This window comes from Pseudovibrio sp. W74, assembly GCF_001623085.1.
Classification (GTDB): domain Bacteria; phylum Pseudomonadota; class Alphaproteobacteria; order Rhizobiales; family Stappiaceae; genus Pseudovibrio.
The window spans coordinates 70,976-85,960 of sequence record NZ_LMCJ01000058.1; the positions used below are offsets into that span (position 1 = coordinate 70,976).

Below are 14,985 nucleotides of genomic sequence, written 5' to 3' on the forward strand. Positions count from 1 at the left end.
CTGTCGGCTCATCCGCGAGCAAAACTTCAGGCCGCGTGATCAACGCCCGCGCAATAGCAGCACGCTGTTTTTCCCCACCGGAAAGAACAGGTGGCAGCACATGCATACGGTCGCCAAGCCCAACCCACTTCAGCAAATCAATCACATCAGGACGGTACTCTGCCTCGGATTTCCCTGCAACACGGTGCGGCAGAGCCACATTCTCGTAGGTGGTCAGGTGATCCAGCAACCGGAAATCCTGAAACACCACACCAATCCGGCGGCGCATAGATGGCAGCTCAGCCTTTGCGATCTTGGTGGTGTCTTTGCCAAAAACAGAAATCAACCCGCGAGTGGGGCGCATAGAAAGGAATAACAGGCGCAGCAAACTGGTTTTGCCCGCACCTGAAGGACCAGTGAGAAACTGAAAAGATTGCGGCTCAATGGAAAAGGTCAAATCCCGAAGTACTTCAGTGCCCATGCCATACCGAAGTCCCACATTCTCAAAGCGTATCACCGAAAATTCCCCTAGCAGACGTAAGGTTTCGCCTTATCAGAAAAATGAGGCCAAACTCGTGCAAATCACTCTAAAAAATAATTTTCTCGCGTTCAATTTTTGACTGAACTTACCCCTGCAAATTTATGCGAGCCTGTTCCTTTGGATATCCCTCGAATAAATTAACACTTCATTAAGGATATAGAGGTCCTCATACTTCAGATAGTATAAATTCTAGTCACTCAACCTGACGTGAAGCACCAGTATTTAGGCTAGTCAAAGCCTACGCAGTTGAGTACTTGTGAGTATATTGCATATTTGGTGGCTCTGAGACGTGTTCCCGACAGCCTCCTTCGGCTCTCGAAGACGAATACGCTAGAAAATGAAGGATTTAAGCGGCTTGTCCATTCCTTTTAAAGGCCAACCGCTTTTGGACCACGCTCGATGAAAATTATCTGCCCTCAATGTAATACTGCCTACGAGATCCCAACGGACAAAATTGGAGAGACTGGCCGCAAAGTAAAATGCGCCAGCTGCAATCATATCTGGCAGGTTACACCAGAGGTAGAGGACGATTGGGCTGCTGCACTCGATGCTGAGCCCGAAGTACACAACAATTCAACACCCGATGATGACCGCAAAGAGCCCTCGTTCTCCGAAAGTTTGGATGAAAGCGATTGGGCTGGTCTCGGCGATAAAGCAGATCGTCACGAAGCATTTTCAGAAGAAGACCTTGTAGGAAAACCCAAGGAAGAACCTTCAGATTCAAGCGGTTCTATGGGCAAGGACACCGACACTCAGTCCAGTGACAAGGCCGGCAACTCCTATGAGGCATCAGAAGAACCAACGGGTTCTGAAGAGGATAAACCCGACGATAAAAAGAAATCTGAAGGCGCCTCTCAAAAGTCCAACCGAAGATCTAGAAAAAAAACCAAGTCATCCCGCAAATCAGGTGTTATAAGCGCGAAAGGCCTGCTGGGCGCAAGTCTTCTTGCTGCTTCACTCGCACTCTGTTTTTCAGCTGTGCACTACCGTGAATCAATCGTAAGAACCTTCCCCGATTTGGCTGGTCTTTACCAGTTGGCTGGTATGACCGTAAATCTGCGTGGTCTTGTATTTAAGGATCTGAGAACATTCCGTGAGGTGGACGACGGTTCCGTCGTGCTTGTTGTGGAAGGTTCTGTAGAAAATATTACAAGAAGCGAGACGTATATTCCGGCGATTAAGCTGGCGTTGCGCTCACTGGACACGCAAGAGATACACTCCTGGATTGTTGAGCCAAGAGAAGACTGGCTTGCACCAGGTGATAAAACCCGGTTCAGAGCTCGGCTAAACAATCCGCCAGAGCGAGCCGCCGACATTCAATTGCGCTTTGTTGAGCGCCAAAAGAAAAGAGCGAGCATTAGATGACCGGTAACCCGGAAATCCGCGTGCTGTTTGATGAAGAAGCAATCGCGGCACGCGTAAAAGCCGTCGCAGAAGCTATCTCACAGGACAAGCCTCACAATCTCCTCGTAGTAGCGGTCTTGAAAGGAAGCTTCATTTTTGCAGCTGACCTTGCCCGTGCTTTGCACAGAGCAGGTTCCGTTCCGGAAATGGAATTTTTACACCTTTCAAGTTATGGAAGTGGAACGGTGTCGTCAGGAGAGGTAAAAGTCCTCCGCGATATCGAAAGCGACGTGACCGGAAGAGACGTCATCTTGGTCGATGATATTCTTGAATCCGGCCGCACTCTGAAGTTTGCACGCGACATGATCGCCGAACGTGGAGCCAAGTCTGTCCGGATTGCTGCACTCCTGGACAAACCGAACCACAGAAAAGCCGATGTTAAATCGGATTATACGGGCTTTGATTGTCCGGATAAATTCGTCGTCGGCTACGGCATGGACATGGGGCATGCATGGAGACAGTTGCCATTCATCGGCTACGTGCCGCAGGAAGGTGACGACTAACTAGGGGGGCTATAATGGCTCACATACTTCTGACGGAAGACGATGATGCGGTCCGCGCCTTTGTAAAACGTGCATTGGAGCTGGACGGGCACAAAGTGACCGCCGTAGAAGATGGCGCCGAAGCCGCTCTTGTACTGCTGCAACAGCAGGGCAGGTTTGACCTTCTGCTCTCCGACATCAGAATGCCGGAGATGGATGGTATCGAACTTGCGATGCAAAGTAGCGCTCGCTATCCGGGCCTGCCAATCCTTTTGATGACCGGTTACGCAGACCAGCGTGAACGCTCTGAAGAAGTCGGTAAATGCGTGAAGGACGTTCTGACAAAACCATTTTCACTGGTGGAAGTCAGAAAAGCCGTCACCACTGCCTTGGCAGAAGAAGAAGGCTCTCAGCAAACCGCGTTTGCTTAAAGCCCTTCCCCAATAAAGTTTCAAGAAACGCGATCCCTCCTCCGAGCGGTCGCGTTTTGTTTTTTCAGTCTCAAGCGCCAAACCTAAATCCAACACGCTGTACAAAATCGGGATTTCCTGATCTTCTATGCGCATATTTCATTGTTGGTTTTGAGTGAGCTTTCCCATGGAACAAGAGACTTCTGTCCTTCAACAAGCAATGATGCATTTGGAAGACCCGACAGCGCCCCTTTCTCCTGTAGCAAAATACTATGCAGCCAGCCGAATATATTCAGCGGTAGAAAGCTGTTTCGCGCATTGGGAAAACATCCCGGAAACCAGCAACGCAGATCTCTACTTTCGCTATCTAGGTGCATTGGAAGACGTCGAAGATCGCCGTGGCTTCCTGCTTGCAACGCAAAGCTATCTGGCTCGCCTTAAGAACGCGCATACTCACTTCATTGATTTCACACTCTTACAAAACTCAGGCTTTGGGTTCTGGGCACGCCCGCTACCCGTATCAGCCTCAAAGCGCGCATGGACTGTTTGTGGCTCAACCCGCACAGACATCAAAGCCGGAGACGTCATTGAGCAGGTCAACAACCTTCCTGCTAATGAGTTCTTTGCGAGGTACATAAAGCTTGTCAGCGCCTCAAAGCCAGAAGCTGCAGAACGCAACCTGCTGCTATTCAATAGCTTTCTTTTGCCAAACCAACTCAACATCACTCTTCACGACGGGCAAAGCCTGCAGATCACCCGCGCAGGACACAAGCATCCACTTTCATGTCTCAAAGCATTTGAACTCGACACTTCGGGAAAGCATCCACGCCTGATCATCCGCAGCTTCTCAAAACCAGAGTACGAGGAACAAGCTCTCGCCTTCCTAAGCCAGATCGACAACCAGTCCCCACTCATCCTTGACTTACGTGGCAATGGCGGCGGCAACACACCCATGAAGCTCATGAAAAAACTCTGCCTGGAGCCGATCGCAATCTGGATGGAACGAACACCTCAGATCACCGGACTGGAGAAGGCTGAACAAGGCGTGGCTGCATGGCAAAACGGAGAACTCTCCGCACATCACACCCAGCCCAACGCTGAAACAACGCCCATGCATCTCCTCACAGACGGCGAGACCTTCCCAGCCAGTGCCACACCGTTTCGAGGAAAGCTGATTGTTCTGATTGATGTTGGCAGCGGCTCAGCAACCGAAGATCTCTTGATACCTCTAAAACATTCCGGACGCGCAACAATCGTTGGAGAAGCGTCCGCGGGCTCAACCGGACAACCCTATTTTGAGGCACCTCTGCCCGAAACACAGCTTACAATCTCGGCAAAGCGTACTGATTTTCCAGATGGGATAAGGTTCGAAGGAGTTGGGATACATCCGGATTATCCAGTTATGCCAACACCAGAAGACATCCGCCAAGGCAACGACCCTGCCCTCACACTTGCACAGCAACTACTCAGACAAGCCGTGACCAGCTAAGCCAATCTCTAACGTCCTCGTCCAGCTCCAGCTTACCAGCCGATGCTTGCGGACCTTTAATCAGTCGCCTTATCAGACGGGCGCTTCTCATAAAATTCCAGCGTGTGCAGGCTCATATCAGCATATTCAAAAAGCATGTTGCGGGAGAACCCACGCCGGATCAGGACATAAAGCCCCTCAAGGATCATCACATAGAAGATCAGAAGCTTCTCAATATCATCAGGGTCCTTAAGTTCACTCTTCAGATCCATGAACTTCAAGCGAAAATGCTTCACACCCTCCTGATAATACATCGCAAACTTCGCCAGCAGCTCCTCATCAAACAACGCCATATTGTCGAGCACACAAAACTTATCACCGTGCTTGCTTTCACGATGACCGACACAGATATCGATGAACTCATATAGCACCGCTTCGATAGCCGAATGCAGATTGGAGTGCAGCGAAATGGTGCTTTTCAGTTCAGCAAAAATGCTGTTGAGCCACCACAGCAAAACCGCAGCGCAGAAGTCCTGCTTGGTCGTGAAGTGTTCTTCCACATACGCCCGATGCGGCCCACAGGCCTCATAGAAGTCTTCCATGGAACAGGCTTGCAGCCCTTTAAGCACAAACACCCTGATGCAGTCATCCATCACCTCTTCGATGATGTGTGACAGAACTTCAGGTTTGTTTGGATCTGTCTGGCTCATGGCGAAAGTATAGGAGCTAAAGCGGGCACGACAATGAAGGAGCCGCCAAATGGCAAAGAAAACTGGAAGGACCGACATCGCGATCAATCTAGTTTTCTAACTCTTCATTAAAGCATCCTGAATCTGCTGATCAGTAGCGCTTCATCAACCGTTCCAGATACTCCAGCTCAAGCTGCGGACGGTCAGGATCAGAAAGCCGGCGACGCAGCTCTTCTAGAATACGCCGCGCCCGCTGAACCTCAATCTCATCAGGCACTTTCACCTGACTGCCAAATTCCGGCCCCTCAACGCGGCGCATACGGCCAAGCGGGTCCTCGTTCAGCGGAGAGTTGGTTGCTTGCCCTTGCCCACCAGCCTGTCCGGCCAGTTGCTCTGCAAGCTGCTGAGCGCCTTTGCGCAAGGATTCCAGAGCCTGACTCTGCTCAGACACAGCCTCATCCGCCTGCTGCGCGCCTAAAGCATCACCAGCATCCTCCATGGAGTTCCCCGCACTATCCAAATCCTTGCTCGGCTTGGCTCCGTTGTTTGCCATGCTGTCGAGCAGCTTCTGCAGGTCGTCAGAAAGATTGCGCTGCTGCTTCTGCAACTCGCGGAAGGCCTGCTGAGCCTCCTCATTGCTCATCTCACCACCCTGACCACGCTTATCCTGCTGGTCATTGCGCTGGCCGGGACGGCGCTGCTGGCTGTCCGGATCAAACTGGTGCGTTTCATCCATCAGGTTGCGCTGCTTCTGGATCATCTCACCAAGATCTTCCAGGGCCTGCAACATCTCTTGTTGCTGCTGGCTTGGCGCTTGCTGTTGCTGCTGCGCGTTCTGCATGTTCTCCAGCATTTGCTGCATCTGCGCTAAAAGCTCACGCGCCGCTTCCAAAGAACCGGTTTTCGCCAGCTCTTCCATGCGGCGCAGCATGTCATCCAGATCCCGTGGCGTGATCTGCTGAGAATTCTCATCCATCGGCATCTGGCCAAGTTGCTGAGGGTTCTCGCGCATCTGCTGGGCCATGGATTTCAGATAATCATCCAGTGCCTTGCGCAGATCGCTCATCAACTCAGCAATCTCCTGCTCCGAAGCCCCCTGCTCCAATGCCCTCCGCAAAGCCTCCTGCGCCTCACGCAAAGCCCGCTCGGCAGCAGATAAACCACCATCCTCAATCGTCAGCGCCACGTTCCACAATACGTCCAGCATGTCTGTCAGCTGCTCATCCGTATTGGCTGCAACCAACTCGGCATAAGCAAAGCGCAACGGCAGATAAGACCCGGCATCATCGATGAACCGCTCCGGCGCAATCATCAGCATATCCAGCGCATCCACCACCTGCGGATAGCTCTCAACGTTCATTGCGAGATTACGGCGCTGCTCAACAACAGCCCGCGCCAAAGGTTTATTGAACCGGCGCTCCGGAAGCTTGATATAGACGGGTTGCGAGCGCCCCTCTTGCTCAGCCTCATCACGAGCCACAAGCACAAGAGCCACCTCAGAACCTGCCCATGGATGAGCCGTCAAATCCTGAAAGGTCTGCCCGACAGCCATTTTGGCATCCTTGGGCGGTAAGCTCAGGTTAAACCGTGGCGCCTCTACCAGAGATCGGCCTTGCTTCTCCTCATCTCCGCGTTGAACCTGCTCCATTATAGCTTCAGCAGAAACCACACGGTAATCATCCTGCACCAGATAAGTCAGCTTGAGACTGCCGGAAAGCTGCTCTTCCGGATCATCAAACAAACGAATGCGCGGCGGCAAGTCAGGGCGAATAGCAATCTTCCAGGAATATTTCGGAGAGTCATTTTGAAGAATCTGCAAGCGTCCGCTTGAGTTCAACGGAAAGCGCCATTCGGTGGTTTTCAGCTCTGCAGAGCTTTCACCAGCTCCCGGCTGAACACGTTCCGGTTCCAAAACCTCTTGTCCACGGCGCGAGAAATAGACAACGGAGAATTCACCTGTGCCCTGCGCCCGCACCAGCACCTCACTGCCACTGGCAATCGAGAGCGCATCTCGAGAATCCCGCAGTTGATTGGCATCTCCGCTGAGGAAAACAGGAGCCTCACCCGTGTAAGCTGGCGGAGTAACCCACGCATCAATGCGAGCAGGTAAAACGCTTCCCACACCCTGAGACTGGAACGGTGCCAAAAGGCTAGACCACCGGTTCGTATCCGAAACGGAATACCCCACCACAAGCAACATAACGGCGAAAACACGCAGGGCATAAGGATCTTTGGCAAACCCACGCGGATTAACACCCCCAACACGTAGGTTTTTAAGCCGCTCTCGCAACCGCTTTTGGTGAGCAGACCAAAGCGCAAGCGCCTCTTCGTCATCCATCCCGGTCGCCTGCTCATCTTTGTAAGAGAGCAAAGGTCGGTGCGGCAGATCACTGGCAAGCTCAACCTTGCGCAGCCCCTCCGCTTCATCGGGAAGCTTCAGACGTAAAAGCGGGTAGCAACTCCAAATGAAAACAGCGAGAAACAGGATTGATCCCACCGCAGAGCCATAAAACCCAAGCAGCTGCCACAGCCCTAAAAAGCTAACGGCAACATACAGGCAAGCCACGATAAGCGGTACCTGAATGGCAGGCCAAAACCGCTCCCAAAACAAATAAAGCTGCGCTTTAAAAGCCAGCCTTTTCAATCGATAGGATAATCTTTGAGAAAACAGGGACTGCCACAGGTCAAATAGCCCGGCCCCTTCGCCATAACGCGTCTTATGCTCTCGCAATTCACTTGCAGAAGCTATGGCATTCTTTAGGTTTTTATTGCCGCCATTCTCATTCTGATGGGTCACAAAGGCCTCGCTAATCGCCGCCTGCTTTTTCTTTTGAGCATACGGCGATTAACGTAGATCAGCAATCTGGCAAACCTAAGGGGCTTTCAAACAGAGTTAAGCCTTTTCAACCCAGTTCGGCACAACGTCTTGATTTAGTAACTCATCGTAACTTGGACGCTGACGAATGATCGCAAACTTGTCGCCATCAACCAGAACTTCAGGCACCAGAAGACGCGTGTTGTAGGTGCCGGATTGGGTCGCACCATAAGCACCTGCAGAGTAGACAGCCAGCAGGTCGCCTTCCTCAAACTTCGGCAACTCCCGGTTACGAGCAATGTAGTCACCGGTTTCACAAACTGGCCCAACAACATCCGCCAGCATCTGCTCACCGTTCTGACGCTCTTCGCTCACCGCACCAATGTCATGGTGGGCTTCATAAAGAGTTGGGCGGATCAGATCGTTCATCGCAGCATCCACGATGACGAAGTTCTTCGCTTCACCTTCTTTACGGTAGATCGTTTCGGTAACGAGAATACCGGCGTTTCCTGCAATCAAACGGCCAGGTTCGGTAATCAGCGTAACGCCAAGGCGCTCAATGTGTTTACGAACAACCTTCGCATACTCAGTCGGCAGCGGCGCTTCAATTCCGCTTCCGTAAGGAATGCCAAGACCGCCACCCACATCAAGGTGGTCAATCTCAATGCCGTCTTCCTTCAGCATACCAATCAGCACACCAAGGCGTTCCAAAGCATCATCAAACGGACCCAGCTCAGTGATCTGAGAACCGATATGCATGTCCATACCGGTCACTTTCAGGCCCGGCAGCTGCGCAGCTTCGTTGTAAACCGCACGAGCCTGATCCCAGGCAATGCCAAACTTGTTCGCGGCCAGACCTGTAGAGATTTTAGCGTGGGTCTTTGCATCCACATCCGGGTTGATGCGCAGAGAAATCGGCGCAGTCTTACCCATCTCGGAAGCAACGGCAGAAAGCCGCTTCAGCTCAGGCTCGGATTCCACATTGAAGCACAGGATGCCAGCATCCAGCGCAAAACGCATTTCCTGACGGGTCTTGCCAACACCAGAAAACACAATCTTGTTTGCAGGAATGCCCGCTTTCAGTGCACGGCGCAGCTCCCCTTCAGAAACAACATCCGCACCAGCGCCAAGTTTCGCCAACACCGTCAAAATAGCGATGTTGGAGTTCGCCTTCATTGCATAACAGGTCAGATGATCTATTCCATCAAACGCCCCGTCAAAAACCTTGAAGTGACGTTCAAATGTCGCGCGGGAATAGCAGTAAAATGGTGTTCCAACTTCCGCTGCAATTTCGCTCAGCGCAACATCTTCAGCGTGAAGCACGCCATCCTTAAACTCAAAGTAATGCAATGTAGGTCCTCTACGCTGGCTCTACCGCGGTGGGCTTAGCGAACCAGTCTAAAAATTGAAGTCGGGATCATCCTCATCCGCACCAATCAACGGATCCAGAAACAGACTTTCGTCCTTATCTCCAGGGATCTCTGGTACAGGAGCATCGTTCAGGGGTGGCGGTGCACCATCTGCAGTCGCCCGAGCTTGGCTTGGCGTTTCCAAACTGCCTTTACGCCCACAAGCGGAAACACTCAGACCGAGTGCAACAATTGTGAGGCCAATCAAAAGCTTGGAACTACGGCTTTTTGTAATGTCTTTCATGCCTTGCGAGCTCATGTTTTCTCTGCTCCAATCTGGATGATCTTACCAAACCAGAAATTCGACCTAAGGACTGACTCGGGCGAACCCGAGCCTACTCTCAGTTTTATTTCTGCACCGTAACAACGATGACTGCAAGATCATCCGAAGAACAGACTTACTTTTCCGTCTTCTGCTCACGCTCAAGCTGCTTAAGCCAACGGCGAGATTGCTTACGCACATTCACCGGGCTTGTGCCACCATAAGAGACACGGCTGCGAACAGATTTATCAACGGAAAGAACGCTGTAGACATCATCCGTGATCTTCGGTTCAACGCTCTGCATCTCTTCCAATGTCAGGCGATGCAGGTCTACACCTTTATCGACAGCCATCTTAACAAGTGCACCAGTCACATGGTGAGCATCACGGAATGGCATGCCAACTACACGCACACACCAGTCAGCCAGATCAGTCGCGGTAGAATAGCCGGAACCGGCAGCTTTCTTCAGCGTTTTCACATTCGGCTCAAGGTCACGCATCATGCCAGTCATGGCTGCCAGAGCCAGAGACAGGTTCGGCAGAGCGTCAAACGCCTGCTCTTTGTCTTCCTGCATGTCCTTGGAGTAGGTCAGCGGCAAACCCTTCATCATCACGAGAAGAGAGTTCAACGCGCCATAAATACGGCCAGTCTTCGCACGGATCAGCTCAGCTGCATCCGGGTTCTTCTTCTGCGGCATGATGGAAGAACCGGTCGAAAACTTGTCGGAAAGCTTGATGAAACCAAACTGAGCAGAACACCAGATCACAATCTCTTCTGCCAGACGAGACAAGTGCATCGCACAGATAGATGCATCCGCTAGCGCTTCAATGGCAAAGTCACGGTCAGAAACACCATCAAGAGAGTTTGCAGTCGGACGATCAAAGCCCAGAGAAGCCGCAGTCATCTCACGGTCAATCGGGAAAGACGTACCAGCAAGCGCAGCACAGCCAAGTGGGCTCTCATTCATACGCGCACGCGCATCTTGCAGACGGGAGCGGTCACGAGAGAACATCTCGACATAAGCCATCAGGTGGTGGCCGAAAGTCACCGGCTGCGCGGACTGCAAGTGTGTAAAGCCCGGCATCACAACTGCTGCATGCTCTTCTGCTTTTTCAGCAAGAGCCTGCATCAGGTCGGTCACTTGTGCCTCAAGATCGTCCAAAGAGTCGCGTACCCAAAGACGGAAATCTGTGGCAACCTGGTCGTTACGTGAACGAGCTGTGTGAAGACGGCCAGCGGTCGGGCCAATCAATTCAGCCAGACGCGCTTCGATATTCATGTGAATGTCTTCAAGCGCACGAGAGAAGGTAAAGGTGCCCTCTTCGATCTCTGACAGAATTGTGTCTAGACCCTGAGCTATCTTTTCGGCATCTTCTGCGCTAACGATGCCCTGTGCAGCCAACATGCTAACATGAGCCTTGGACCCGGCTATGTCTTGTCGGTAGAGCTTGCGATCAAAATCAATGGAAGCATTGATCTCTTCCATGATTGCATCTGGCCCTTCCGCAAAACGGCCCCCCCACATGCGGTTGCTCATGTCTAGCCTCATTATGATTTGGGTTTAATATGAAGAAACTGACAGTTACCGGAAAGTTCGGCCTCGGAAAAGGGCTTATTGCAGCATTAGCTGGATTTGTCGTCGTAGGCGGAGCTGTATGGGCGCTTAATCAGCAAAAAAGTGAGGATCCACAAGCCCTCGCCTGCTCTTCTTCAATGAATACCGCAAAAAATCTCAAGGGTTTGACCACAGGCGAAGTGGCCGCTTTCCTACCTGCCGAGAAGCCTTTGAATCTCTCACAGCTGAAATTCAACGATGCTGACGGCAACTTCATCACCATGGCAGACCTGAAAGGCACCAAACTGCTCAACCTTTGGGCCACATGGTGCGCTCCGTGCCGCAAAGAAATGCCGCATCTGGACAAACTGCAGCGTGAAGCCGGCAGCGCAGAATTCAACGTCATCGCCGTTAACATGGACCGTGGTGAAAACAATCCAAAGCCGCTGAAGTTCCTGAGCGATATCGGCGTGAAGGATCTGGCGTACTTCTCAGACCACACCATGGACACCTTCAACAACCTGCGCACCAAAGGCAAAGCCCCCGGCCTGCCAAGCACAATCATGATCGGTGAAGACGGCTGCGAAATCGGCACCATGTTCGGCCCCGCCGACTGGGCAGCCCCAGAAGCCTTCGCATTGGTCAACGCCGCGCTGGCTGGACAGAAAAAGGTTCAGTGAATTGAAATTCACGTAGCGGCTACTTAGATACATCTCAAAATCCATTTATAAATTTGAGATATTTATTATGCGCTACGCTGGAAATGTAATCTGGTTTGTCCTTGGAGGCTGGTACCTGGCCCTGATGTGGCTTGTGTACGGCCTCCTGTTCGCACTCACAATCATTGGCCTCCCTTACACACGAGCAGCCTGGGAAATGGCCAAATTATCGGCATGGCCCTTTGGCAAGGACATTGTGCACATAAGAGATCTGGATAACAAAGGTGCAACGCCAACCACTGTCTTAACAGGGATCCTGGGTTTCATCTTCAACATCCTATGGCTGCCGTTTGGCCTCTCGCTGTTCCTAGGCTATGTGATATCCGGCATTCTCACCTGCCTGACAATCATAGGCATTCCCTTTGGCCTTCAGTCCTTCAAACTCGCAGCAATTTCCTTCTGGCCCGTCGGACGCCGTGTTGTAACGACCCAAACAGCGGACTTGGCACGCCAATACAAAGCCAGAGAAACCCTAAACAGCTACAGATATTAGAGAAACCGGCACAGCGTGCTCTAACTCACATTGGTCGTATCAGTCGCGCACACCCGCAACCGATGCCCGTCAGGATCGGTCGCAACAAACGTGTAGCCAAAGTCCAGATCAGTGGGCTCCAGAACGATCGAAATGCCCTTCTCTTTCCAGAGACTGTAAACCTGATCAACCTCTTCCCGGCTCACATCACTCAGTGACAGCTCAAAGCCGCCAAAGGATGGTTGCGGTTTCGGGTCGATCCCCTGCGCAGACTGCAAGCCAAGTGTGACGTCGTCTCCCAAAGAAAACAGCGAAAATTCCTGAAAACGCTCAATCGGGCTGCTTTGCAGAACATCAGTATAAAACTTGGTGCTTTTCTCCACGTCTTCGACATAGAGAATAACGCTATTGGGCTTAAACATGCTCACACCCCGTCATCTTAAAAATCAAAGAAACAAACAGATTGCTACAGACAAAGTATAGCTCTTGCACCAAGCAATATCTTTGATCTTACCCCTTACCCGGTACAGGACGCTCCCTCATCCGCATCAGGCCTTCCTGAACAGCGGAAGCCACCAACACACCATCCCGCGTGTAAAGGCTGCCACGACTGAAACCACGGCCACCCGCTGAACGCGGGCTGTCCTGCGTGTAAAGCAACCACTCATCAAAGCGGAAATCGCTGTGGAACCACATGGCGTGGTCCAGACTTGCCACCTGCAGATTTGGCACAAACACGTTGATGCCATGCGGGAATAGCGCCGTATCCAAAAGCGTCATGTCAGAGGCATAAGCCAGCACGCACTGGTGAATACGCGGATCATCTGGCAGCCTTGAAGCCGCCCGCACCCACACATGCTGCACCGGCTCTTGCTTCTTGCGAGAGAAATATTGCCCCAAATCCAATGGACGCAACTCAATCGGACGCTCCCGCTTCCAGTACTTCTGCACGGGCTCCGGTGCCTTTGAGATCAGTTCATCGGAGATTTCAGAGATCGGCATCAAATCTTCCGGCATCGGCACATCCGGCATCTCAATCTGATGCTCCATACCACTTTCAACACGTTGGTAAGAGGCGGACATAGAGAAGATTGCATGACCATGCTGGATCGCCACAACACGCCGTGTTGTAAAGCTGCCACCATCACGAATACGGTCAACCTCATAGATGATTGGCACCTTCGGATCGCCCGGACGCAGAAAATACCCATGCAGCGAATTGACCTGACGTTCTGCGCCAACCGTTCGGGAGGCAGCAACAAGGGCCTGACCAATCACCTGCCCACCAAAAACACGCTGCCACCCGCTTTGTGGGCTTGTGCCACGAAACAGATTTTCCTCTAATTTCTCCAGATCCAAAAGGTCCAGCAGATTTTCAACAGCCTTCGTCATTACAGACAAACCTATTTTTGTAGTGATTTCGATTGCATGTGAGTAGTGTGGCGCTATATCGATAGTGTCAACGATCAATTGGGCTAACCTAATGGTTATAGGGCAAACGATTACAGGAAAGAGTTCTATGAGCAAGAAACAGACCGCCACCGAAGACCTTTATGACGTCACCATTGGCGGCGGCGGGTATGTTGGCCTATCGCTCGCGCTTGCTTTGAAGCAGTCAGAACCTTCCATGAAAATCGCGCTTGTAGACCTGCGCCCACGCTCAGCCATCGAGAACGATCCGCGTTCCTCGGCCATCGCGGCAGGCGCCGTGCGCATGCTCGATCAACTCGGCATCTGGTACAAGCTTGAAGATGAATCCCAGCCTATCACCGAAATGATTGTCACAGACAGCAAGCTGCACGACAGCGTGCGCCCAATCTTCCTGACATTTGCAGGCGATGTTGATGACGGCGAACCATTTGCCCACATGGTTCAGAACAATCATATGGTCGGCGCATTGCATGATGCAGCCACAGATGCAGGCGTTCACATCTTCGCGCCCGACAGTGTCAAAGACTTTGCAGTAGAGCCAGCCCACGTCAACATCACACTCGGCAGCGGCAAAACCATCCAGTCACGCTTGATCGTGGCAGCTGATGGCGTGCGCTCCAAACTCCGCGATCTCGCAGGCATCCAATGCAATCGCTGGAGCTACAATCAAAGCGGCATTGTCACCACAATCGCACATGAACGCCCACACAATGGCCGCGCAGAAGAGCACTTCCTGCCCTCCGGTCCGTTCGCGATACTGCCACTGAAAGGCAACCGCTCCTCCATCGTCTGGACTGAAAAGACGGCAGAAGCCAACCGCTTGGTCAATGGCGATGAGTTCACCTTTGAAATCGAACTGGAACGCCGCTTCGGTCATCATCTGGGCGAGCTCAAATTGGACGGACCCCGCGCTGCGTTTCCTCTAAACCTCGTGCTGGCGCGCTCTTTCGTCTCCAACCGCTTTGCACTGGCAGGCGATGCTGCACACGGCATCCACCCAATTGCTGGCCAGGGCCTCAACTTCGGCTTCAAGGATGTTGCAGCCCTTTCAGAGGTGCTTGTAGACGCCCACCGTCTCGGCCTCGATATCGGTGCAGCACACATTCTGGAGCGCTACCAGAGCTGGCGCCGTTTCGACACATGGCAGATGGGCATGACCACCGATGTGCTGAACCGCCTGTTCTCCAACAACATCGACCCAGTCCGTGCTGTCCGCGATCTCGGCCTCGGTCTTGTTGAGCGCATGCCATTCCTGAAAAAACACTTCATCGGCGAAGCAGCAGGCCTGGCCGGCCCTTCCCCAAAACTCCTCCTCGGCAATCCGCTTTAACTCAGATTTAGGCCGCATA

At 52.3% G+C, this 14,985-nt stretch carries 15 protein-coding genes; 7 read left to right on the forward strand and 8 right to left on the reverse strand.

Features of this window, described 5'->3' with window-relative positions:
- A partial coding sequence (locus PsW74_RS24975; RefSeq protein WP_244277904.1) for an ATP-binding cassette domain-containing protein occupies positions 1-496 on the reverse strand: 496 nt, incomplete at its 3' end.
- A gap of 423 nt (positions 497-919) precedes the next feature.
- Between PsW74_RS24975 and PsW74_RS24980 the strand changes: the two genes are divergently transcribed.
- The 4 genes from PsW74_RS24980 (at position 920) to PsW74_RS24995 (ending at position 4,305) form a co-directional block, all read left to right on the forward strand.
- Complete coding sequence (locus tag PsW74_RS24980) at positions 920-1,885, forward strand: zinc-ribbon domain-containing protein (RefSeq protein ID WP_063286185.1); 966 nt, start codon at positions 920-922, stop codon at positions 1,883-1,885.
- Positions 1,882-2,427, forward strand: coding sequence for a hypoxanthine phosphoribosyltransferase (gene hpt, locus PsW74_RS24985; protein ID WP_057464651.1), 546 nt, complete (start codon positions 1,882-1,884; stop codon positions 2,425-2,427). The genes PsW74_RS24980 and hpt overlap by 4 nt, the downstream gene beginning before the upstream one ends.
- A 14-nt stretch (positions 2,428-2,441) precedes the next feature.
- Positions 2,442-2,837: a response regulator gene (locus PsW74_RS24990; protein WP_063286186.1), complete on the forward strand. Its 396-nt coding sequence runs from the start codon at positions 2,442-2,444 to the stop codon at positions 2,835-2,837.
- A gap of 166 nt (positions 2,838-3,003) precedes the next feature.
- Positions 3,004-4,305 (forward strand): S41 family peptidase, encoded by a 1,302-nt coding sequence (locus tag PsW74_RS24995; RefSeq protein ID WP_063286187.1) that lies wholly within the window; start codon positions 3,004-3,006, stop codon positions 4,303-4,305.
- A gap of 56 nt (positions 4,306-4,361) precedes the next feature.
- Here the strand turns inward: PsW74_RS24995 and PsW74_RS25000 are convergent, their stop codons facing one another.
- The 5 genes from PsW74_RS25000 to argH form a co-directional block, all read right to left on the reverse strand.
- On the reverse strand, positions 4,362-5,072 hold the full coding sequence (locus PsW74_RS25000) for a TetR/AcrR family transcriptional regulator (protein WP_208988154.1): 711 nt from the start codon (positions 5,070-5,072) through the stop codon (positions 4,362-4,364).
- A gap of 52 nt (positions 5,073-5,124) precedes the next feature.
- The gene (locus PsW74_RS25005) at positions 5,125-7,770 is read right to left on the reverse strand and encodes a TIGR02302 family protein (protein WP_063286188.1); all 2,646 of its coding nucleotides are present in this window, start codon (positions 7,768-7,770) and stop codon (positions 5,125-5,127) included.
- 96 nt (positions 7,771-7,866) lie between these two features.
- On the reverse strand, positions 7,867-9,138 hold the full coding sequence (lysA, locus tag PsW74_RS25010; protein WP_063286189.1) for a diaminopimelate decarboxylase: 1,272 nt from the start codon (positions 9,136-9,138) through the stop codon (positions 7,867-7,869).
- Positions 9,139-9,186: 48 nt separating this feature from the next.
- Positions 9,187-9,456, reverse strand: coding sequence for a lipoprotein (locus PsW74_RS25015; RefSeq protein ID WP_057464646.1), 270 nt, complete (start codon positions 9,454-9,456; stop codon positions 9,187-9,189).
- A gap of 139 nt (positions 9,457-9,595) precedes the next feature.
- Positions 9,596-10,996: an argininosuccinate lyase gene (argH, locus tag PsW74_RS25020; RefSeq protein ID WP_063286190.1), complete on the reverse strand. Its 1,401-nt coding sequence runs from the start codon at positions 10,994-10,996 to the stop codon at positions 9,596-9,598.
- 29 nt (positions 10,997-11,025) lie between these two features.
- Here argH and PsW74_RS25025 point away from each other — a divergent pair, with 29 nt between their 5' ends.
- Together PsW74_RS25025 and PsW74_RS25030 are read left to right on the forward strand one after the other, a co-directional pair.
- Entirely contained in the window at positions 11,026-11,694 is a 669-nt protein-coding gene (locus PsW74_RS25025; RefSeq protein WP_063286191.1) for a TlpA disulfide reductase family protein, read from the forward strand.
- A gap of 67 nt (positions 11,695-11,761) precedes the next feature.
- Positions 11,762-12,226, forward strand: coding sequence for a YccF family protein (locus tag PsW74_RS25030; protein WP_063286192.1), 465 nt, complete (start codon positions 11,762-11,764; stop codon positions 12,224-12,226).
- Between the two features lie 20 nt (positions 12,227-12,246).
- Here PsW74_RS25030 and PsW74_RS25035 read toward each other — a convergent pair whose 3' ends face one another.
- Both PsW74_RS25035 and tesB read right to left on the reverse strand, forming a co-directional pair.
- Entirely contained in the window at positions 12,247-12,627 is a 381-nt protein-coding gene (locus tag PsW74_RS25035) for a VOC family protein (protein WP_063286193.1), read from the reverse strand.
- An 88-nt stretch (positions 12,628-12,715) separates the two neighbouring features.
- Complete coding sequence (tesB, locus tag PsW74_RS25040) at positions 12,716-13,597, reverse strand: acyl-CoA thioesterase II (protein WP_057464641.1); 882 nt, start codon at positions 13,595-13,597, stop codon at positions 12,716-12,718.
- Between the two features lie 127 nt (positions 13,598-13,724).
- On the opposite strand from tesB, the gene PsW74_RS25045 reads away from it, so the two are divergent.
- Positions 13,725-14,966, forward strand: a complete 1,242-nt coding sequence (locus PsW74_RS25045) for a ubiquinone biosynthesis hydroxylase (RefSeq protein ID WP_063286194.1) — start codon at positions 13,725-13,727, stop codon at positions 14,964-14,966.
- The last annotated feature ends 19 nt before the right edge of the window (positions 14,967-14,985 follow it).

What these genes read in the sequence shown, in the direction of transcription:
- tesB (WP_057464641.1), bottom strand. Translation starts at nt 13,597, where the DNA reads ATGACGAAGGCTGTTGAAAATCTGCTGGACCTTTTGGATCTGGAGAAA.
- argH (WP_063286190.1), bottom strand. Translation starts at nt 10,996, where the DNA reads ATGAGCAACCGCATGTGGGGGGGCCGTTTTGCGGAAGGGCCAGATGCA.
- PsW74_RS25015 (WP_057464646.1), bottom strand. Translation starts at nt 9,456, where the DNA reads ATGAGCTCGCAAGGCATGAAAGACATTACAAAAAGCCGTAGTTCCAAG.
- PsW74_RS25035 (WP_063286193.1), bottom strand. Translation starts at nt 12,627, where the DNA reads ATGTTTAAGCCCAATAGCGTTATTCTCTATGTCGAAGACGTGGAGAAA.
- PsW74_RS24980 (WP_063286185.1), top strand. Translation starts at nt 920, where the DNA reads ATGAAAATTATCTGCCCTCAATGTAATACTGCCTACGAGATCCCAACG.
- PsW74_RS24990 (WP_063286186.1), top strand. Translation starts at nt 2,442, where the DNA reads ATGGCTCACATACTTCTGACGGAAGACGATGATGCGGTCCGCGCCTTT.
- PsW74_RS25030 (WP_063286192.1), top strand. Translation starts at nt 11,762, where the DNA reads ATGCGCTACGCTGGAAATGTAATCTGGTTTGTCCTTGGAGGCTGGTAC.
- PsW74_RS25025 (WP_063286191.1), top strand. Translation starts at nt 11,026, where the DNA reads ATGAAGAAACTGACAGTTACCGGAAAGTTCGGCCTCGGAAAAGGGCTT.
- PsW74_RS25045 (WP_063286194.1), top strand. Translation starts at nt 13,725, where the DNA reads ATGAGCAAGAAACAGACCGCCACCGAAGACCTTTATGACGTCACCATT.
- PsW74_RS24995 (WP_063286187.1), top strand. Translation starts at nt 3,004, where the DNA reads ATGGAACAAGAGACTTCTGTCCTTCAACAAGCAATGATGCATTTGGAA.
- PsW74_RS25000 (WP_208988154.1), bottom strand. Translation starts at nt 5,072, where the DNA reads ATGTCGGTCCTTCCAGTTTTCTTTGCCATTTGGCGGCTCCTTCATTGT.
- hpt (WP_057464651.1), top strand. Translation starts at nt 1,882, where the DNA reads ATGACCGGTAACCCGGAAATCCGCGTGCTGTTTGATGAAGAAGCAATC.